The following is a 20,199-nucleotide window of genomic DNA, read 5'->3' on the forward strand; positions in this document are numbered from 1 at the left end:
AGACCTTCCGCAGGCACGTTTCATCAATTCCGGAAGTGATCGACTTCTTCCGTATCGGCGGAGACTACGATTACCTGCTCAAGGTCGTCTCGAAGGACATGACCGCCTATGACGGGGTCTACCAGCGGCTGATTGCCGGGGTGGAGCTGGATTCGGTCACGTCCTATTTCGCCATGGAAGCGATTGAAGAACAACGTCCCCTACCGGTGAAGGAAATGACCGCAGAGCGCTAACACCCTAAATCAGGCCAGCGCTTCCTGAATCTCCGCGACGACCGCCTCCGCCGCGGCCCGAGGATCGTCGGCTTTCGAAATCGGGCGACCGACGACGAGATAATCGCTGCCTGCCCGAATGGCGTCACCGGGGGTCATGATGCGCTTCTGGTCGCCCGCCGCACTGCCTGCCGGACGGATGCCTGGGGTTACCATGACCAGTTCATCACCCAGGATAGGACGCATGGCGGTTGCTTCCTGCGGTGAACAGACGATACCGCCCATGCCGGCGACGCGCGCATCGGCGGCACGTTTTGCCACCAGTTCCGCCACCCGACCCCGGTAACCAGCCTCATGCAGGTCGTCATCGTCCATGGAAGTGAGCACCGTAACACCAAGCAGGCAGAGATCCGTCACACCGTCTTCCCGGATCGCCTTGACCGCCGCGCGCATGGTCTTCGGATAGGCATGGAGCGTCATGAAGCGCATGCCCATCTTGGCGACATTGCGGACCGCGCTGTAGATGGTGTTGTCGATATCGTGCAGTTTCACGTCGAGGAAGATCTGGTGACCTTCCGATGCCAGTTGCCGCGCCAGCTCCAGTCCGCCGGCGAATTGTAGCTCCATGCCGATCTTGTAGATCCCGACCGCGCCGGCGGTTTTGTCGACCAGGGCCCTTGCCTCTTCGACCGTCGGTACATCCAGCGGCAGCATTAGGCGTTCACGGGCGTTTGCGGGCTTGAAAGGGCTCACGGTCATGGGCGGATCCTCGATTCGGTGGCAATGCGGGCGGAAGCACGCAGTGCTTAACACCGCAGCCGCCGATGGGCCAGATGAAACACCGTCATCGGCTACTCCGTGTTTTCCTTGTCCGGATAAGTGTTCCCATGGGCCGGTCTGCCTGCTAAAACGGCGCCGGTCTGCCGGAACGATGACCGGCACGCCCGAGAAAGCCCGTATGAAAGGGAAGCAGATGCGCACAGCGAAAATCTCGCGCAACACCAAGGAAACCTGCATTTCCGTCGACATTAATCTCGATGGCACGGGCGCCTATGACGTGGCGACCGGCGTCGGATTTTTCGACCATATGCTGGAGCAGCTTGCGCGCCATTCGCTGATCGACATCACCGTCCGTGCCGAAGGCGACACCCATATCGACTTCCACCACACGGTGGAAGACACCGGGATCGCGCTGGGTCAGGCGATTTCCCAGGCCCTCGGCGACATGGCCGGCATCACCCGTTACGCGGACACGCACCTTGCCATGGACGAGGCGCTGACCCGTTGCGCGCTCGACGTTTCCGGGCGGCCGTTCCTGGTCTGGGACGTGACCTTCGACCGGGACAAGGTCGGCGACTTCGACACGGAACTCTTCGAGGAGTTTTTCCGCGCCTTCGCCATGAACGCCGGGATCACGCTGCATATCGCCAATCTGTACGGCGCCAACTGCCACCATATCGCCGAGACCTGCTTCAAGGCGGTCGCCCGCACCCTGCGCAAGGCCGTGGAGATCGATCCGCGCCAGGCCGACCGGGTGCCGACCACCAAGGGCCAGCTTGGCGGCTAACGGACGGACCGGCTGATGAGCACTTACATGGTCATGGCACCGCCGGACGTGAGAGATCCCGCGGCTAGCCCGGAAGCGGCGGATCGGCTTGTCTTCATTGCCGACCGCTTTTCCTGGTTCGCCTTCGGCTTTTCCGTGATCTACCTGCTGTGGCACAGGATGTGGCTGGTTCTGCTCGGCTATCTGGTCGTCGCAACCGCCCTGGAACTGGCGGCAGCAATGATCGGCGATGCCGCGCCCGCGGTCGCCACCCTCGCGATTTCGCTGCTGTTTGCCTTCGAGGCCAATGGCTTGCGCCGCTGGACACTCGAGCGCAAAGGCTGGCGGATGATCGCCGTTGCCTGCGGCGCCGATGTCGAGGAGGCCGAACTGCGGTTCTTCCGCGGTCTGGAAGACGAGGCACCGAAAGCCCCGGAAACGCCGGCCCCGCCGCATCCGACCGCACACCCGATCATTCCCCGGATCGGAACCGAACATGTCGTCGGCCTGACATTCGGCCAGGAGACCCGAAGATGAGTATTGCTATTATCGATTACGGCTCGGGGAACCTGCGTTCCGCGGCCAAGGCATTCGAGCGCGCTGCCCGCGATCATGCCCTCAATCCGGACGTTGTGGTCACGGCCGATCCGGATCACGTCCTTAAGGCGGATCGTGTCGTCCTGCCGGGCGTCGGCGCCTTTGCCGACTGCAAGCGCGGCCTTGCCGCCGTCGACGGCATGATCGACGCGCTGGAAGAGGCCGTCCGGGTTCAGGGCAAACCGTTTTTAGGCATCTGCGTCGGCATGCAGCTGATGGCCGCTCGCGGGCTGGAATTCGAGACCGTGGACGGGCTCGGCTGGATCGAGGGCGACGTGGTCGAGATGACCCCGTCCGACCCGTCCCTGAAGATCCCACACATGGGCTGGAACACGATCGATGTCCGCGCCGGCAGTCATCCGGTGCTGAAGGATATCGATACCGGACCGGACGGGCTGCACGCCTATTTCGTCCATTCCTATCACTTTGCCTGCACCAGCGAGGCCGACCGTCTGGCGACCTTCGACTACGGTGGCACGTTCACGGCGATGGTGGCGAAGGACAACATGGTCGGCACCCAGTTCCACCCGGAAAAGAGCCAGCGGCTCGGGCTGGCGCTGATTGCCAATTTCCTGGACTGGACGCCTTGAGGGGAGGACATCATGGCAAAGGGCTACTGGATATCCTACGTCACCATTCATAATCCGGAGAAATATCCGGACTATGTCGCCGCGGCCAAGCCGGCCTTCGAGAAATACGGCGCCCGTTTTCTGGTGCGCGGTGGTGATTTTTCCGAAATCGAGGGCACCGTCGGCAACCGCCACGTGGTCATCGAATTCGATAGCAAACAGCAGGCGCTCGACTGCTATAACTCGCCGGAATACCAGGTGGCCGCGAAAATCCGCCAGTCCTGTGCCGACGGCAACCTGGTGATTGTCGAAGGCGCCTGACCGGCACCGACACCACAGAACATGACGGCATCGGCCACGCCGGTTCCGAAGGAATGTAAGACCGAATGACACTTCTTTTCCCGGCCATCGACCTGAAAGACGGTCAGTGCGTACGCCTGAAGCTGGGCGACATGAACCAGGCGACCGTCTTCAACGACGATCCCGGCGCCCAGGCCAAGGCCTTTGAGGACCAGGGCTTCGAGTGGCTGCATGTGGTCGATCTGAACGGCGCCTTTGCCGGCGAAAGCCGCAACGGCGACGCGGTTGACGCGATCCTGCAGGCGACGAAGAACCCGGTTCAGCTCGGCGGCGGCATCCGGACGCTGGAGCACATCGAAGCCTGGCTTTCAAAAGGCATCACCCGGGTCATTCTCGGCACTGTCGCCGTGCGCGATCCGGAGCTGGTGAAAGAAGCCTGCCGCCGGTTCCCGGGCAAGATTGCGGTGGGGATCGACGCCAAGGGCGGTTACGTCGCCGTCGAGGGCTGGGCTGAAACCTCCGAACTGACAGCGGTTGATCTCGCCAAACGGTTCGAGGACGCCGGCGTCTCCGCCATCATCTATACGGATATCGACCGGGACGGCGTACTCAAGGGCCTGAACATTCCCTCGACGCTGGAACTGGCCCATGCTGTCTCGATCCCCGTGATTGCATCCGGCGGCCTGGCCTCGATCGAGGACGTCAAGCGGCTGCTGCAACCCGACTGCGCCATTCTGGAAGGCGCCATTTCCGGCCGGGCGCTCTATGACGGGCGTCTCGATCCGAAAGAGGCAATGGACCTGATCCGTGCTGCCCGCAAGGAGGCATCATGACCCTCAAAGCCCGCGTAATTCCCTGTCTCGACGTCAAGGACGGCCGTGTCGTCAAGGGCGTCAACTTCGTCGACCTTGTCGATGCCGGCGATCCGGTGGAGGCGGCCAAGGCCTATGACGCGGCCGGGGCCGACGAGCTCTGCTTCCTCGACATCACCGCCAGCCACGAAGGCCGCGACACGATCTATGACGTGGTGCGGCGCACGGCGGAGGCCTGCTTCATGCCGGTGACCGTCGGCGGCGGCGTGCGCACGGTGGAGGACATCCGCAAGCTGCTGATTGCCGGTGCCGACAAGGTGTCGATCAACACGGCTGCGGTGAAGAACCCGGACTTCGTGCGCGAGGCTGCGGAGAAATTCGGATCCCAGTGCATCGTCGTCTCCATCGACGCCAAGCAGGTGAACGCGGAAGGCGAGCCGGAAAAATTCGAGATTTTCACCCATGGCGGGCGGACGCCGACCGGGATCGATGCCATCGAATTCGCCAGAAAGGTGGTGGAGCTGGGCGCGGGCGAGCTGCTGGTGACCTCCATGGACCGGGACGGCACAAAATCGGGCTACAACATCGCCCTGACCCGGGCGATTGCCGATGCGGTGCCGGTGCCGGTGATCGCCTCCGGTGGCGTCGGTAACCTCGATCACATGGTGGAAGGCATTCGGGACGGGCATGCGACCGCTGTTCTGGCCGCCTCTATCTTCCATTTTGGGGAGTACACAATTCATGAAACAAAGGCGTATATGAATGACGCCGGTATCCTCATGCGGCTCGATGCGTGACCGGTCTGCTTTCAAATTCGGAAAAGACTAGACGAATGACGAATTTCACTCTGGCCGATCTCGACGCAATTATTGCTGCACGTGCGAACAGCGACGATGAAAAGTCCTATACGCGCAAGCTAGTCGGCAAGGGCGTGGCCAAATGTGCCCAGAAACTCGGAGAAGAGGCGGTCGAAGCGGCCATTGCCGCGGTTCGGGACGACAAGGACGAATTGACGGCTGAAGCCGCGGACGTTCTCTATCATCTGCTGGTCGTCCTCAAGGTGGCCGATGTGCCGCTTGAAGACGTGATGGCGGAACTGGCAAGCCGGACCGGACAGACCGGTCTTGAAGAAAAGGCGTCGAGGCCTCAGGACTAGAACGAGTCGGGGCCCACGGATCTCACGCAGCACGGACTGCAACTGCACATGGATCAGAAAGTGGCTGCGAACGGAGACATGGACCTGTCTCCCTATCGGGTCTTCACCGAGAAGGAATGGGCGCGGCTCAGAGCCGATACGCCCATGACGCTGACGGCGTCCGAAGTGGCGGAACTTCAGGGCCTCAACGACCCCATGTCCATCGAGCAGGTGGAGAAGATCTACCTGCCGCTGTCGCGCCTTTTGGCCTATTACGCCGAGGCGACCGTCAGCCTGCACCAGGCAACCCAGACCTTTCTGGGCCTGTGGGACCACAAGACGCCGTTCATCATCGGTGTCGCCGGGTCGGTTTCAGTCGGAAAATCGACCACGTCACGCGTGTTGCGCGCGCTGTTGGGCCGCTGGCCGGCGAGCCCGAAGGTCGACCTGATCACCACCGACGGCTTTCTCTATCCGAACGCGGTGCTCGAAGCCGAAGGCATCATGCACAAGAAGGGCTTTCCGGAGAGCTTCGACCGGCCGCGGCTTCTGAAATTCCTGTCCGACATCAAGGCCGGCAAACGCCACGTCCGGGCTCCGGTCTATTCCCACTTCTACTATGACGTCATGCCGGGCCACACGGTCACGGTCGACACTCCGGACATCCTGATTGTGGAAGGCCTGAACGTGCTGCAGACCCGCGAATTGCCCAAGGATGGCCGCGCGGTCCCGTTCGTGTCCGATTTCTTCGACTTTTCCGTCTATATCGACGCGGACGAAGAGCTTCTGGTGAACTGGTACGTGGAACGCTTCATGCGGCTTAGGGAAACCGCCTTCCGCGATCCCAGCTCCTATTTCCACAAGTATTCCCGGATTTCCGACGCGGAAGCGCTGGAGACCGCCTACCAGATCTGGAACGACATCAACCTGGAAAACCTGCGCGAAAACATCCTGCCGACCCGCCCGCGCGCCGATCTGATCCTGACCAAGGACGCCAGCCACCGGATTGCGAAGGTCGCGCTGCGCAAGATCTGAGCTGCAATAAAAAAAGGCCCTGCCCGCCGGGCAGAGCCTTTTGCTTTCCAGATAAGCCGGATCAGGCGGCGGACCGCTTCCTGACCTCTTCCAGGAACGTTGCGACCTGAGACCTCAGGGAATCCGCGTTCTTGTGCAGCTGTTGAGCTGCGTCATCCACCATTTCGGCGGTGTTACGCGTGTTCTCCGCAGCCTCGGCGACGCTTTCTATGCTGGTGGTCACTTCCACGGTGCTGCGGGAGGCCTCTGTCGCATTGACCGCGATTTCCTGGGTCGCAGCCCCCTGTTCCTCGACCGCGGCCGAGATCGAGTGGGCGATCTCATTCATCTGGTTGATGATTTCCGTCACGGAGGAAATGGCGGTTGCCGCAGTCTGGGTTTCGCCCTGGATTGCGGAAATCTGGCTGGAAATCTCTTCGGTCGCCTTGGACGTCTGGTTCGCCAGTTCCTTGACTTCGGCGGCCACCACCGCAAAGCCCTTGCCGGCTTCGCCCGCGCGGGCCGCTTCGATGGTCGCGTTGAGGGCCAACAGGTTGGTCTGTTCGGCAATCGCCTGAATGAGCGTGACCACCTCACCGATCCGGCCGGCGGCTTCCGACAGGCCGTTCATCCGTTCATTGGTCGAGCCGGCTTCGGACGCTGCTTTCGCGGCAATATCGCTGGACGCATGGACCTGGCGGCTGATTTCATTGACCGATGCGGACAGTTCTTCCGCCGCGGCGGCCACGGTTTCCACATTCTGGGCAGCCTGGGAAGACGCGTTGGAGACCAGTCCGCTTTGCTCGTTCGTCTGGGCCGCACCCTTGGTCATATCCGCGGACGCGTCCTGCAGACTTGCCACCGAGGTATCGATGATACCCATCATTTCCATGATCTGGCGATCGAAGTCACCGCTCAGCTCCTGGATTTCCTGACCCCGGCGCGCGGCATCCTTCTGGACGGCAAGCTGTTCCTCCTCCAGACGCTTCCGGGCATTTTCATTACGGACGAAGACTTCCATCGCGATGGCCATCTGGCCGATTTCGTCGCCGCGGTCGGTGCCGGAGATCTCGATATTACTGTCACCGTCGGCAAGACTGTTCATGTTGCGCGTCAGCGCCGTCAGCGGCCGAACCGTATTGCGCACCGCAAAGATCACAACACCTGCCGAGACGGCGGCACCGACCAGCATAATGAGGATCACAAGCCCGGCATGCTGCCAGTAGGCGGCATTCAGATCATCCACATAAACGCCTGAACCGAGCATCCAGTCCCAAGGTTCGAACGAAGCACCCCAGCCGTATTTATCGATCGGCTCCGTGCTGCCGGCGCGAGGCCACTGATAAAGCAGGGAACCGCCACCTGCCTTTGCGGCTGCGACGAGACCATCGATGATGTGAACACCGTTGGCATCGGTCAAATCACTGAGATCCTTGCCGATCATGTCGGCATTCGGATGGACCAGCGTAACGGAATCATTGGTGTATACGAAAATGTAGTTGTTGCCCTCGAACCGCATGGCCCCAATAGCAGCCTTGGCGGCTTCCTGGGCCTCTTCCCGGGACATCTCCCCGCTGACTTCTTTCTGGTGATAGCCAGCCGCGATCGAGACAGCCGTTTCGGTTATCTGCTCAACTTTCTTCAACCGCTCATCAAGCATGGTTGAATAAAGCGAAGAAAGACTGATGGCTGCGATAACGAGCGTAAAAACAAATACCGTCACTGCCGGGAGGGCAATTTTCCACGCGAAGGGCCAACGTGCAAAGGACATGATTCGAACACCTTGTTTCCGGGTTTCGAATTGAAGAAAGTCCCGAATGCTTTAAAAAGGCATTAAAAACCGGCTCTTATAGCGCTTTTACTTACGGAATGACGCTGATGAATTGTTATTTATACCTAAGAAATACACCGTTTCCGATTCTGAAGCGTTGACGTTCCACAACACAAGGAAACTGACGCGCCGTTCGATTCCAGCGGACGTGAGCGATTTGAATCGACACACAACGATTCTACGTTTGCCGATTTCGCCGCATGGAAATCTTACGGCTCCTTGAGATTTCGCACCAGAAATCGTTCGGCCCGTTGCCAGCTCTCATCGGTATCACCGCGGAAATTAAGTTCCCGCTTTTGTGCGACAGCCTTTTGCGGGACGTCGACGATCTGGACATACATTCGCATGATGAGTGTCGAGGTCTTCACGATCGACACGAAAAGCGCCTTATCGGCGCCGGCGGCTGCCGCGATATCGAGCAGACATTGCGGATCTTCCACCGGACAGACAGAGGCTACATCCTGCGCCGGGATCATGACGATCTTGCTGTATTGCTCGGCCAGATCCCGTTCCAGGGCCTTATTGATAGCAACGATTCTTGTGCTATGCGCGGCGCTCTGATCACGGACCTCCCCCGATGTATCGAGCATCTTGATGGGCATGACCCCGAGGGTGGTCGCATATGCAGGGGCAACAAGAACGAGAGCCGCCAATGTCAGAAAAATACAGCGCAACGACAGATCCTCCCGTCCATCATTACACATTAGCGAATTTCGAGCGGCTGCACAATCAGCCACTTCAACCTCAAGTTACCTCCGAAGCTCCCTGGGGTTTGAGGTAACCCTATCGCTTCGCGCAGAAGACATCGGCCAATCCGGGACGGGACCAGGTCGCATTCTGAAGATCTCCTTTAAGGACTTGTCCCTGGCCGGCATAGTAGAACCCGTTCCCCTGCCTGGTCAGTGTCGCAACGCCATATCCCATCTCGGCGACGGTCGCGGTGCGCCCGTCTGGCGAGAACGTCACATGCAGGTCCACGCCTGCCGTGCAGAGATAGTCGGCGTCCCCTCCCACGCCGGCTTGCGGGCCAACGGAGTAGTTGCCGTCCGAAGGCTGAAAGCCTCCCCCGACATTGCCGGGTGGAATCGGACCGGCAGGCGTCGTTTCATTCGGAAAGCCGAAATTGGGGTTCGGCGCCATCGGTTGGGGCGCGCCATTGATCACCACTTCCCGATAGGGCGTTCGGGTGACGTAGATGCCCCGGCATTGACCTGATGCGCTGCGAACCATCCAGGCATGGGTCACATAGGTCTGCTGCTCCAGGATCTGGCCGGGCTCCAGACGGGCGTAAGGCCGCTCGCCTCCCGAATAGTCGATCCAGTGTACTTCGACCGGTTCCCGGCTCATGTTGCGGAACACGATCTGCCCCGGCCTGACACCTTCGATGGAACGGATCCGACCAAGTTCGCTGCAAGGCGCGTCCGTGCCAGCCTCCTCGCCGGTGTTGACGGGAATTCCATCGTCGGAAACGATCTGTTGCGGCTGACCACAGGTGGCCACGAACAGCTTCACAGGGTTGGCGCTGCCCTTGAGCGACACCGAATAGGGCGGCACGCCTTCGATCTCAATGTGGATTTCCGATTCCCGGATCAAGGTTTCCCAGAACGGATCCGTCATCGGCACCACGGCTTGCGGGAACGACTGGCCATACTGGTTGCTGGTGGACGACCCGACAGCCTCAAAGGTCTGGTCGAAACCACCCGCACTCACCCGAACCGTCTGATAGGCCCCTTCGCGGGTATTCGCGGAAGTCTGACTGAAGACGATGGTCGCATTGCCGGATTGCGTCTGACAGACCGCGAAGAAGTCGTTGTCGTCAGTTTGAGGCACGCCATGGGTCAGGCTTGTTCTTGCGCCCGGAAGATTTCCGGGTACCGCGTTCCAGACCCGGTCTTCGGAAGGTGTGACCAGGACATCCTGCTGTGACGAGACAATGCCGGGAACATCGGAGGGCGTGTCCGCAACATCCGGGCTCTGGCCCGGCTGCGTTTCCGATCCAAGCACCGGAAGATCCTGGCCGATGACGCCGTCCTTCGAAAACGCGTCGTCAGACGCGGGATCCGTTGTTTCGTCGGGCGTCAGCGGCTCGAAGGAATCGGTCCCGCGGCCGGATGCGGTATCGTTGCCGGTTCCAGACGGCGTTGCCGTATCGGTGTTATAGGCAGGGGTGACCGTCTCGTCGGACGGTTTCGGCGTATAGGCCTGCCCAGCCGTCCCCTCGATCACGCGGGCGCTACCGGGCTTTCCATCGGATGCGACATCCACCGACAGCGTATTGCCCGTGCAGATATTCACCTTCCGGTGAAGAACACGGCTGTTTTCCAGCGTTACCTCAAGCTCGGTCTCGCACGGCGGCGCCGTATCCGCGCTGCCGAGCGTATCGATGATGACGCCTTCATCGTCCCGGTTGATGATCGGCTTGTATCGCTTGCCGAGGGTGATCGAACGGATGGCAGGTTTCGGCGGAACCACATTGATCCGCATCGTTTCCGGCGGGGTTTGCGCGTGAAGCTGCGTCGCGGCCATGACCACGAACGCAAAGGCGGCCACTCCTAAAGCCGAAGTCAGATTGGAAACCGATTGGTGTAAGGGGCCGGCAGCCTGCAGCCGCATGGGCAGTCTCCGTGGATCGCCAAATTCAGGACCGTCAATTTGCCGGGTACTTAGTCAAAATGGCAGGGAAAGGGCAAGAGTCTTTCGGGATTTGCGATTTCAGCGCGGTGCGCGTTTGGCCAGGATGCGCTGCAACGTCCGGCGATGCATATTCAACCGGCGCGCCGTTTCCGAAACATTCCGGTCGCACAACTCGTAGACACGCTGGATATGCTCCCAACGGACACGATCCGCAGACATGGGATTTTCCGGCGGCGGCGCCTTCTCCTCGGGCTTGCGCCCGAGTGCGGCGGCAATATCGTCCGGATCGGCCGGCTTGGCGAGATAGTCGACCGCACCGAGCTTCACCGCCGTCACTGCCGTTGCGATGTTGCCGTATCCGGTCAGGATAATCGCCCGGGAGTCCGGCCTGCGCTGACGGATGGCTTCGATCACATCCAGGCCGTTGCCGTCTTCAAGGCGCATGTCGACGATTGCAAATGCCGGCGCATGGGCTCCGACCTTGGCAACGGCTTCACGCACGCCGTCTGCCGTTTCCGTGGTGAACCCGCGCTTTTCCATCGCGCGGGCAAGGCGCTGCTGGAATGCCTTGTCGTCATCGACGATCAGAAGACTTTTATCTTCGACGTTTTCCATCCCGAGTGCTGGGTCGGACATTGTAACGATCCCATTTTTGTTGTTCGCATCTGAGTTGGGATACCGATGTCGTCCCAGACTCCATTTATTGCGAAACCGCTATGTATCAATCTTTATGCCGGGAAAAATCTGGTGCGTCCACATTGTCAAGCGATTCAATCGCGCTGCGCGGCCATGTCACACGAATATGAGCCCCGTGTTCAGGCGGTGCCCGGTTTTCCACGAACAGCTTGGCGCCCGTGCGTTCAAGCAGCGTCTTTGCGATAAAAAAACCAAGCCCCAACCCCCCGCCGGTCGACCGGCGCCCGGGTATCATGCTGCGGACCGAGACATAAGGGTCCCCGATCTTTGTCAGGACCTCGGGCGCAAAACCCGGTCCGTCGTCCCGGATTGAAATGCTGACCGCACGGGCATCCCAAGTTGCTGAGAGTTCGACGCTTTTTTCCGCGAAATCAATCGCGTTCTCGACAATGTTGCCCAATCCATAACGAATGGCCGAATTGCGCGACCCGACCGGCTCGGGACCCTCACCGGCCGATTTTACCGAAATCTCGGCCCCAAAGCCGCGCAAGGGTTCGGCGACCTCTTCCATCAGCTGCGACACCGGCATGCGCTGGAAGGTCCGGTCCTCATCGCTGGAAAGCGACTTGAGCTTTTGCAGAATTTCCCGGCAGCGTTCGGATTGAGACCGGATAAGGGCGATGTCCTCGGCGTAGTCGCCATCGTTCGGGAGTTCGTCGGCGAGTTCCTTGGCGACGAGATAGATGGTCGCAAGCGGCGTTCCAAGTTCGTGTGCGGCGGCCGTCGCCAATCCGTCCAGGGCGCTCAAATGCTGCTCCCGGGCCATGACCAGCTCCGTCGCCGTGAGAGCGTCGGCAAGCTGGCGGGCTTCCTCGGCCACCCGGAACGCATAGGTGGCCATGAACCCCAGCGAGGAGACCAGCGCCACCCAGACGCCGAGAGAATAGACGAAGGGCAGCGAGAATTCCTCTTGCCCCGGCCAGGGAAGCGGATAGTGGAATACGGCAAGGAGACTGGCACAGAGCGTCGCGAGCACGCCGAGCTTGATCGTGTCGAAAGCCGACAGCGCCGTTGCCGATACCATCACCGGCGCAAGCAGCAGAAAGGCGAACGGATTGCCAAGCCCGCCGGTCAGGAACAGCAGGCCGCTCATCTGCAGGACGTCATAGGCGAGCTGAAAGGCGGCCGCGCCTTCCGAGACCCGCAAGGGCGACGGATAATAGATCTTCAGAAAGACATTCAGCCACGCCGAAAGTGCCACCAGGAAAAAGGCAACGCCGATCGGCAGCGGATAGCCGAGACCGATATTGACCACCAGCAGTGCCGCTGTCTGCCCGCCGACCGCAAGCCAGCGCAGGCGGACCAGGGTATCGAGCTTCAATCGGCGGTGTGGCAGCGGGGTGGCGGTGTCGAACAATTCTGGCATGGCCTCCCCTTTTGAAGCGCTTTCCCGCGTCTGGCAAGGTCGATGCCCTTGTGTGACGCGGCCCTAAGTGATAGCCAGCCCCGAAAAAGGAGCTGCGCGGCGCCCGCGGGCCGCCAGCCGGGTGTTTCGATATTTGGCACCCTGTCAGTCCGACCAGCACCGCGAAACGGAATGAGACACGATGACCGATACGAATGATGCCGGCGCACAGCCGCAGCCGGAGAACGCACAAGCCGCAGCACCGGGCATGAATATCCTTGGCCAGTACATCAAGGATCTCTCGTTCGAAAATCCGAATGCGCCCATGTCGCTGCAGCAAGGCGAACAGCCGAAGCTCGACATCAACGTGAATGTCAACGCAGCTCCTCTTGGCGAAGACCAGTTCGAAGTGATCCTGACGCTGAGCACCAAGGCCGAACGCCCGGATATGGTGATGTTCGCCGTCGAACTCGTCTATGCCGGCGTTTTCCGTATCACCGGCGTGCCGCAGGAGCATATGCATCCGTTCGTGATGATCGAGTGCCCGCGCATGCTGTTCCCGTTCGCCCGCAGCATCCTGGCCGACGCCACCCGCAATGGCGGTTTCCCGCCGCTGCTGCTCGATCCGATCGATTTCGCCCAGCTTTACCGGCAGAACATGGCCCAGCAGGCCGCTGCCCAGCAGGCTGCGGGCTCGCAGGAAAAGCCGAACTGAGCCGGCCAAAGCCGTTCAAGTTTCTGAATTCAAGAAACCGCGATGCCGAAAGGTGTCGCGGTTTTGCTTTTCAGGCGTCTTCCAGCAGATCCGCCCAGGTCTTCGGATTGTCGCCATGGAGCGGGTTTTTCGGCGACCGTCGGTAACGGACGGTTTCCATCCGGAACGAGCGGGCATCGAACATCATCAGCCGGCCGACGAGGCTTTCGCCGACGCCCGTGATCTCCTTGATCACCTCCATCGCCTGCATGGTGCCGATGATCCCCGTCAGGGCGCCGAGCACACCGGCTTCCGCACAGGTCGGCAACAGTCCGTCGCGCGGTTTTTCCGGAAACAGGCACCGATAGGAAGGGTTTGGATTGCCCTCTGCATCGGCTTCAAATGGCTTCAGGGTCGTGATCGAGCCGTCGAACTGGCCGACAGCGGCCGTGACCAATGGCTTCTTTGCAAAAAAGCAGGCGTCCGAAACCAGATAACGGGTGGTGAAATTGTCCGAACCGTCCGCAACGATGTCGTAGTTGGACACAAGCGCCATCGCATTGTGGCCCGCGATCCGCGTCGGATAGGGCTCGACCTTCACGTTCGGATTGAGCCTTGCGATGGCTTCAGCGGCGCTCGCCACCTTCGGCTCGCCGAGCTGGTCGGTGTCGTGGATGACCTGCCGCTGGAGATTGGACAGCGAAACCGTATCGTCATCGACGACACCGAGTGTTCCGACGCCGGCCGCCGCCAGATACTGCAGCAGCGGCGCCCCGAGACCGCCGGCGCCGATCACCAGCACCCGGGCGTTCTTCAGTTTCTGCTGGCCCGGCCCGCCGATCTCCCGCATCACGATGTGACGGGCATAGCGCTCCAGTTCGGCAGGTGTCAGCATGGGTTCTTTCCAGATCGATCAATTCGGCGCCGGATCCCTATCATATCGGATCGCCGGCCGCCTAATGCAAACGACGGGCTGCTTTCCCCCCGATCAGTCTACCCCAGGATTCGGCTGACCAGCTTGGCGGTATAGTCCACCATCGGGATCACGCGGGCATAGTTCAGCCGCGTCGGGCCGATGACGCCGAGCACCCCGACAATGCGCTGGTCTCGGTCGCGGTAAGGAGACACCACCAGCGACGAGCCTGACAGGGAAAACAGGTTGTTTTCCGAGCCGATGAAAATCCGCACCCCGTCGCCCTTTTCGGCAAGACCCAGAAGCTGGATCAGGTCGCGCTTGTTTTCAAGATCGTCGAACAGCAAGCGGATACGCTCCAGATCCTCCGCGGCCTCCAGATCGGTGAGAAGGTTGGATCGGCCGCGCACGATCAGAGTGCCCGGATCGTCCACGCCCGCGCCGCTCCACAGGGCAAGCCCTTCGTCCACCACCTTGCGGCTCAAAAGGTCGAGTTCGGCCTGATCGGCCTCCCTGACCTTTTCCAGTTCCTTTCGCACCTCGCTCAGCGTGCGCCCCTGGAGATGGGCATTCAGGTAGTTGGTGGCTGCCACCAGGGCCGACGCCGGCAGACCCTCAGGCAGGTCAATGATGCGGTTTTCAACCGATCCGTCTTCACCGACCAGGACGGCCAGGGCCTTGAGCGGCTCGATCCGGACGAATTCGATGTGCTTCATGCGCATATCGGTCTTGTGGGTCAGGACCACGCCCGCACCGCACGACAGGCCCGACAGCATCTGGCTGGCTTCGGTCAGCACCTGCTCGGAGGAATTGTAGTTCTGGGTCGCCCTGACCTGGACATCGATCCGCTGGCGCTCCTCCTGGCTGAGATCGCCAACTTCCAGAAGCGCGTCGATGAAGAAGCGCAGGCCGATTTCGGTCGGCAGCCGGCCGGCGCTCGTGTGCGGCGAATGCAAAAGGCCCATGTGCTCCAGGTCGGCCATGACGTTTCGCACCGAAGCCGGCGACAGGGACATGGACAGACTGCGCGACACGTTGCGCGAACCGACCGGTTCGCCGGTCTGAAGATAGGTCTCCACGATCGACCGGAAGATTTCGCGGGATCTTTTATCGAGATCGCTCAGGCTCAAGGCCGTTCTCTCCGTTATTGTGCCCGCCGGATCCGTCTTGCGGGCCCCGGCAATGTTCATATTAAAGATATAGGCGCAAAATGGGTCCGTTGCACAAGCAGGACTTTACCTGTCTTGGCCTGAGGGTCTACAAGGCGCGCAAGAGACCGGGGCGTTCCGCTTCGAAACCTGCAAATGACGAGAGGTCCTTGATGCGTCCGTCCAAACGTGCAGCCGATGAGCTGCGTGCCGTCACGCTCGAACGCGGCGTTTCCAAACATGCCGAAGGCTCCTGCCTGGTGAAGTTCGGCGATACCCATGTGCTTTGCACCGCAAGCCTGGAAGAGCGTGTTCCGCCGTGGCTGCGCGGCCAGCAGCGCGGCTGGGTGACGGCCGAATACGGCATGCTGCCGCGTGCCACCGGCGACCGCATGCGCCGCGAGGCAAGTGCGGGCAAGCAATCCGGCCGCACCCAGGAGATCCAGCGCCTGATCGGCCGCTCTCTGCGTGCCGTTGTCGATCTGGAAGCCCTCGGCGAATGCCAGATCACGGTCGACTGCGACGTCATCCAGGCGGACGGCGGCACCCGGACTGCAGGCATCACCGGTGCATGGGTCGCGTTGCGCGACTGCATCGAATGGATGAAGGCCCGCGACATGGTGAAGAAGGACGTCCTGAAGGACCACATCGCCGCCATTTCCTGCGGTATCTACGAAGGCACGCCGGTTCTCGATCTCGACTACGCGGAAGACAGCACGGCGGAAACCGATGCCAATTTCGTCATGACCGGATCGGGCGGCATCGTCGAGATCCAAGGTACCGCGGAAGGCGCTCCGTTCTCGGAAGAAGAATTCGGCCATCTGCTGGGACTTGCCAAAAAAGGCGTCAACCGCCTGATCGACCTGCAGAAAATGGCAATCCTCTAAGGACCGCCCTCTAAGGACCACTTGATGTCTCACCGCAAACTCGAGCCCGGCAAGCTGGTCGTCGCCAGCCACAACAAGGGCAAGATCCGCGAGATCAACGAACTTCTGGCCCATTACGGTTTCGACGTGGTGTCCGCCGGAGACCTCGATCTGTCGGAGCCGGAAGAAACCGGGTTGACCTTCGAGGCGAACGCGGAACTGAAGGCCGTTGCCGCCGCGACCGCGTCCGGCCTGCCGTCGCTTGCCGACGACAGCGGCTTTTGCGCAGAGGCGCTTGGTGGCGATCCGGGGATTTATTCCGCGCGCTGGGCCGGTCCGGACAAGGACTTCTCCATGGCGATGCGCAATGTGGAGGAGATGCTGCAGCAGAAAGGCGCAACCACGCCGGACAAGCGCCGCGGGTCTTTCGTTGCGGTCCTGTGCCTTGCGTGGCCGGACGGTCACCGGGAATTTTTCCGCGGTGAAGTGGAAGGCCAGATCGTGTGGCCGCCGCGTGGCGAAAAGGGTTTCGGCTACGACCCGATCTTCCAGCCGGACGGCCATGAGCAGACCTTCGGGGAAATGACCTCGGAGGAAAAGCACGGCTGGTCGCGGGAAACCCAGGCCCTGTCCCACCGGGCGCGGGCGTTCCAGCTGTTCTCCAAAGCCTGCCTGGAGACTTGATGCCGCAACCGTCGAATAACGCGCCCGATGGCGGGTTCGGGATATACGTCCATTGGCCGTTTTGCGCGGCCAAGTGCCCTTACTGCGATTTCAACTCCCACGTACGACATCATGCGATCGACCAGGACCGCTATGTCCGGGCGTTCGAGCGGGAACTTGCCCATTTCGCGGAGATGACCGGCAACCGGGCAGTCGACTCTATCTTCTTCGGCGGCGGAACACCTTCCCTCATGGAGCCCACCACCGTCGGACGGATTCTCGACAGCATCGCAGGCCATTGGTCCGTGGACGCCAAGACCGAAATATCCATGGAAGCCAACCCCTCGAGCGTCGAGGCGGAGCGCTTCCGGGGTTATCGGAGCGCCGGGGTCAACCGCATGTCGCTCGGTGTCCAGTCCCTGCATGACCGGGATCTGAAGCTTCTGGGCCGCCTGCACGATGCCAGGACCGCACTGAAGGCCATCGACACGGCCCGCTCGACCTTTCCGCGCCTGTCTTTCGACCTGATCTATGCCCGTCCGGACCAGACCCTGGACGGCTGGCAACAGGAGTTGGAACAGGCGATCGCGCTCGCCGCCGATCACCTGTCGCTTTACCAGTTGACCATTGAGGAAGGCACGCCGTTCTTCGGCCTTTACGAGGCCGGCAAGCTGAAAGTCCCGGATGCGGATCTGGGAGCCGAGTTCTACGCCCTGACCCAGCATGTCACCGAGGCCCACGGGCTTCCGGCCTACGAGGTGTCCAACCATGCGAAACCGGGCGCCGAATGCCGGCATAACCTGGTGTACTGGCGCTACGGCGACTATGTGGGCGTCGGCCCCGGTGCCCATGGACGGATTTCGGTCGGCGCCACGAAACGGGCAACAGCCATCGAACGCTATCCGGAAACCTGGCTGGAAACCGTGGAGACCCACGGCCATGGCATGGTCGAAAACACAGGGCTGAGCGAAGAAGAACTCGGCGACGAATACCTGCTGATGGGGCTCAGGCTTGTGGAAGGGGTCGATTTGAACCGCTACGAGGCCCTGGCCCACCGCTCCGTCGATCCGAAGCGGCTTTCCGACCTGCTGGAACACGGAATGGTGGAACGGCTGGGGGATAACCGGGTCCGCGCCACGCGCGATGGTTTTTTTGTGCTCGACGCCGTCGTGGCCGATCTGGCGGCTTAGCCGGCTCTCCAGTTGAGACACGTGTACCTGATAGCAGGCTGTTTTTTCACATAAAATTCATATTCTGCACTGCAATGTAGTGCGGCTCCTCCCTTTTCGCGAGGGCTAACGCCTTGTTTATGCGCCGAAAGTCTTAGAACTTTACGGTATTGATAGGTCCTAGCGCTTCGTCCTATTCTGTTGCGATGCAAAAGCGGCGTCAGCGTCCAACGGACGGAACGGGCAAGCAAGGAGACGCAGGTGTCTTATTATCAGCTCTATGAAATGAACCATGCAGTGATGGGCCCCGTACGCGCGGCCGCTGATATGACACGGCTCTATTTCCAGAATCCGCTTAATCCCCTCACCCACACGCAAATCGGCAAGTCGGTTGCCGCCGGCTGCGAAGTCCTGGAACGCATGACCCGGCGCTACGGCAAGCCGGAATTCGGACTGAACGAAACCACCGTGGGCGGTGTCCATGTGCCCGTCCGTGAAAACGTCGTCTGGCAACGGCCCTTTTGCGACCTGGTCCACTTCGAGCGCGCAACCTCTGCCCGCCCCAAGGATCCGAAGATCCTGATCGTCGCGCCGATGTCCGGCCATTATGCGACGCTGTTGCGGGGAACGGTGGAAACGCTGCTGCCGAGTGCGGAAGTGTTCATCACCGACTGGATCGACGCCCGCATGGTTTCCATTCAGGAGGGTGACTTCGATCTGGACGACTACATCGACTACATCATTTCCATGCTGCACTTCCTGGGGCCGGATACCCATGTGATCGGCGTCTGCCAGCCGTCGGTGCCGGTGTTGGCGGCCGTCGCGGTGATGGAAGGCCGCGATGACCCTTATGTGCCGTCGACCATGACCCTGATGGGCGGCCCGATCGACACCCGCGTCGCGCCGACAGCCGTGAACGATCTGGCCATGTCCAAGGGCATCGACTGGTTCCGGAACAACGTCATCATGACGGTGCCGTTCCCGCATCCGGGCTTCATGCGCAAGGTCTACCCGGGCTTCCTGCAGCTCACCGGTTTCATGAGCATGAACCTGGACCGCCACATGACGGCGCACCGCGACTTCTTCCAGCACCTGGTGGATGGCGACGGCGACAATGCCGAGAAGCACCGCGATTTCTACGACGAATACCTGGCGGTCATGGATCTGACGGCGGAATTCTATCTCCAGACCGTGGAAACCGTCTTCATCGAGCATTCCCTGCCCATGGGCACGATGATGCACGGCTCGACCCCGGTCGATTGCTCGAAAATCCGCCGTACGGCGCTCCTGACCGTGGAAGGCGAAAAGGACGACATCACCGGTCGTGGCCAAACCAAGGCGGCCCACGCACTCTGCACCAACCTGTCCGATGACATGAAGGCCCATTACGAGCAGCCGCGTGTCGGCCATTACGGCGTTTTCAACGGCTCGCGCTGGCGGGCCGAGATCGCGCCGCGGGTTCTCGACTTCATCCGCTCCAATCGGGGCGGGGACATGAAAAACGTGAGCAGACCGGCGCAGGCAAAGCCGGCAGCGCCCAAACCGGCTCAGGCGAAGTCCGAACCGGCAAAGCCTGCGGCCAAATCGTCCGCGGCAAAAAAGCCCGCGAAAAAACCCTCTGCCAAGACCGATGATCTGACAGCGATCCTGCTGAGCAAGCCGGATGGCGTCGCTGACGATCTGAAGGCGATCACCGGAGTCGGCCCAAAGCTGGAATCCGCGCTCAACGAGGCCGGGATCTTCCACTACTGGCAGATCGCCGGCCTGACCGACAAGCAGATCGAATCCCTTGATGCCAAGCTGGATTTCCGGGGACGCATTGCCCGCGACAACTGGATCGATCAGGCCCGCAAGCTGTCTGAAGCGGTCGGCTGATTATCCGGGATTTTTTTTGATCGGACCCGAATCAGGCTGGAAGAAATCCGGCCGGATTCGGGTCCGAAAACATTTGTGGAGGTATCGACTCCACTTTTTCCTGTGGCGTTTCGACCTAATCCGCACAACTTCGTAATCTGATTGATTCAGATCAAGGCCGCCGGCGCCTCCAAACCACAA

The 20,199-nt window shown here is 60.9% G+C and carries 22 protein-coding genes; 14 read left to right on the forward strand and 8 right to left on the reverse strand.

From position 1 onward, the window contains the following. Positions 1-233: Lrp/AsnC ligand binding domain-containing protein (locus ABIN98_RS18130; protein ID WP_346911977.1), on the forward strand; the 233-nt coding region annotated here is incomplete at its 5' end. A 9-nt stretch (positions 234-242) separates the two neighbouring features. Here ABIN98_RS18130 and pyrF read toward each other — a convergent pair. Further along, positions 243-971: an orotidine-5'-phosphate decarboxylase gene (pyrF, locus tag ABIN98_RS18135; RefSeq protein ID WP_346911978.1), complete on the reverse strand. Its 729-nt coding sequence runs from the start codon at positions 969-971 to the stop codon at positions 243-245. A gap of 214 nt (positions 972-1,185) precedes the next feature. Here pyrF and hisB point away from each other — a divergent pair, with 214 nt between their 5' ends. From hisB to coaA, 8 genes are all read left to right on the forward strand, one after another. Beyond that, a complete protein-coding gene (gene hisB, locus ABIN98_RS18140) occupies positions 1,186-1,779 on the forward strand; it encodes an imidazoleglycerol-phosphate dehydratase HisB (protein ID WP_346911979.1) in 594 nt (197 codons plus the stop codon). Positions 1,780-1,794: 15 nt separating this feature from the next. Next, the gene (locus tag ABIN98_RS18145) at positions 1,795-2,295 is read left to right on the forward strand and encodes a DUF2628 domain-containing protein (RefSeq protein WP_346911980.1); all 501 of its coding nucleotides are present in this window, start codon (positions 1,795-1,797) and stop codon (positions 2,293-2,295) included. Then, the gene (gene hisH, locus ABIN98_RS18150; RefSeq protein WP_346911981.1) at positions 2,292-2,945 is read left to right on the forward strand and encodes an imidazole glycerol phosphate synthase subunit HisH; all 654 of its coding nucleotides are present in this window, start codon (positions 2,292-2,294) and stop codon (positions 2,943-2,945) included. The genes ABIN98_RS18145 and hisH overlap by 4 nt, the downstream gene beginning before the upstream one ends. A 12-nt stretch (positions 2,946-2,957) precedes the next feature. Continuing rightward, complete coding sequence (locus tag ABIN98_RS18155) at positions 2,958-3,245, forward strand: DUF1330 domain-containing protein (protein WP_346911982.1); 288 nt, start codon at positions 2,958-2,960, stop codon at positions 3,243-3,245. A gap of 65 nt (positions 3,246-3,310) precedes the next feature. Beyond that, positions 3,311-4,057, forward strand: a complete 747-nt coding sequence (gene hisA / locus ABIN98_RS18160; RefSeq protein ID WP_346911983.1) for a 1-(5-phosphoribosyl)-5-[(5-phosphoribosylamino)methylideneamino]imidazole-4-carboxamide isomerase — start codon at positions 3,311-3,313, stop codon at positions 4,055-4,057. Beyond that, on the forward strand, positions 4,054-4,833 hold the full coding sequence (hisF, locus tag ABIN98_RS18165; protein ID WP_346911984.1) for an imidazole glycerol phosphate synthase subunit HisF: 780 nt from the start codon (positions 4,054-4,056) through the stop codon (positions 4,831-4,833). Before hisA ends, hisF begins: the two co-directional genes overlap by 4 nt. 35 nt (positions 4,834-4,868) lie before the next feature. Beyond that, positions 4,869-5,192, forward strand: a complete 324-nt coding sequence (locus ABIN98_RS18170) for a phosphoribosyl-ATP diphosphatase (RefSeq protein WP_346911985.1) — start codon at positions 4,869-4,871, stop codon at positions 5,190-5,192. 48 nt (positions 5,193-5,240) lie between these two features. Further along, entirely contained in the window at positions 5,241-6,206 is a 966-nt protein-coding gene (coaA, locus tag ABIN98_RS18175) for a type I pantothenate kinase (protein WP_346911986.1), read from the forward strand. A gap of 61 nt (positions 6,207-6,267) precedes the next feature. Here the strand turns inward: coaA and ABIN98_RS18180 are convergent, their stop codons facing one another. The 5 genes from ABIN98_RS18180 to ABIN98_RS18200 form a co-directional block, all read right to left on the reverse strand. After that, a complete protein-coding gene (locus tag ABIN98_RS18180; RefSeq protein ID WP_394701550.1) occupies positions 6,268-7,830 on the reverse strand; it encodes a cache domain-containing protein in 1,563 nt (520 codons plus the stop codon). Positions 7,831-8,225: 395 nt separating this feature from the next. Continuing rightward, positions 8,226-8,753: a DUF2380 domain-containing protein gene (locus ABIN98_RS18185; protein WP_346911988.1), complete on the reverse strand. Its 528-nt coding sequence runs from the start codon at positions 8,751-8,753 to the stop codon at positions 8,226-8,228. 46 nt (positions 8,754-8,799) lie between these two features. Next, complete coding sequence (locus tag ABIN98_RS18190; RefSeq protein WP_346911989.1) at positions 8,800-10,629, reverse strand: hypothetical protein; 1,830 nt, start codon at positions 10,627-10,629, stop codon at positions 8,800-8,802. Between the two features lie 99 nt (positions 10,630-10,728). Next, entirely contained in the window at positions 10,729-11,286 is a 558-nt protein-coding gene (locus ABIN98_RS18195) for an ActR/PrrA/RegA family redox response regulator transcription factor (protein ID WP_346893075.1), read from the reverse strand. An 85-nt stretch (positions 11,287-11,371) separates the two neighbouring features. Beyond that, complete coding sequence (locus ABIN98_RS18200; RefSeq protein ID WP_346911990.1) at positions 11,372-12,712, reverse strand: ActS/PrrB/RegB family redox-sensitive histidine kinase; 1,341 nt, start codon at positions 12,710-12,712, stop codon at positions 11,372-11,374. Between the two features lie 181 nt (positions 12,713-12,893). Between ABIN98_RS18200 and secB the strand changes: the two genes are divergently transcribed. Next, positions 12,894-13,406 carry a protein-export chaperone SecB gene (secB, locus tag ABIN98_RS18205; protein WP_346911991.1) on the forward strand — a complete coding sequence of 171 codons (513 nt, stop codon included), beginning with the start codon at positions 12,894-12,896 and terminating at the stop codon, positions 13,404-13,406. Between the two features lie 70 nt (positions 13,407-13,476). On the opposite strand, the gene ABIN98_RS18210 is transcribed toward secB, so the two are convergent. Further along, on the reverse strand, positions 13,477-14,280 hold the full coding sequence (locus tag ABIN98_RS18210; protein WP_346911992.1) for a molybdopterin-synthase adenylyltransferase MoeB: 804 nt from the start codon (positions 14,278-14,280) through the stop codon (positions 13,477-13,479). 98 nt (positions 14,281-14,378) lie between these two features. Further along, positions 14,379-15,428: a heat-inducible transcriptional repressor HrcA gene (gene hrcA / locus ABIN98_RS18215; protein WP_346911993.1), complete on the reverse strand. Its 1,050-nt coding sequence runs from the start codon at positions 15,426-15,428 to the stop codon at positions 14,379-14,381. Positions 15,429-15,619: 191 nt separating this feature from the next. Here hrcA and rph point away from each other — a divergent pair, with 191 nt between their 5' ends. From rph to phaZ, 4 genes are all read left to right on the forward strand, one after another. After that, the gene (gene rph / locus ABIN98_RS18220; RefSeq protein WP_346911994.1) at positions 15,620-16,333 is read left to right on the forward strand and encodes a ribonuclease PH; all 714 of its coding nucleotides are present in this window, start codon (positions 15,620-15,622) and stop codon (positions 16,331-16,333) included. Between the two features lie 24 nt (positions 16,334-16,357). Beyond that, entirely contained in the window at positions 16,358-16,996 is a 639-nt protein-coding gene (rdgB, locus tag ABIN98_RS18225) for an RdgB/HAM1 family non-canonical purine NTP pyrophosphatase (RefSeq protein ID WP_346911995.1), read from the forward strand. Beyond that, positions 16,996-18,165, forward strand: coding sequence for a radical SAM family heme chaperone HemW (hemW, locus tag ABIN98_RS18230; RefSeq protein WP_346911996.1), 1,170 nt, complete (start codon positions 16,996-16,998; stop codon positions 18,163-18,165). The genes rdgB and hemW overlap by 1 nt, the downstream gene beginning before the upstream one ends. A 240-nt stretch (positions 18,166-18,405) precedes the next feature. Next, complete coding sequence (gene phaZ / locus ABIN98_RS18235) at positions 18,406-20,019, forward strand: polyhydroxyalkanoate depolymerase (RefSeq protein ID WP_346911997.1); 1,614 nt, start codon at positions 18,406-18,408, stop codon at positions 20,017-20,019. Positions 20,020-20,199 lie beyond the last annotated feature (180 nt).

Source organism: uncultured Roseibium sp. (genome assembly GCF_963675095.2).
Classification (GTDB): domain Bacteria; phylum Pseudomonadota; class Alphaproteobacteria; order Rhizobiales; family Stappiaceae; genus Roseibium.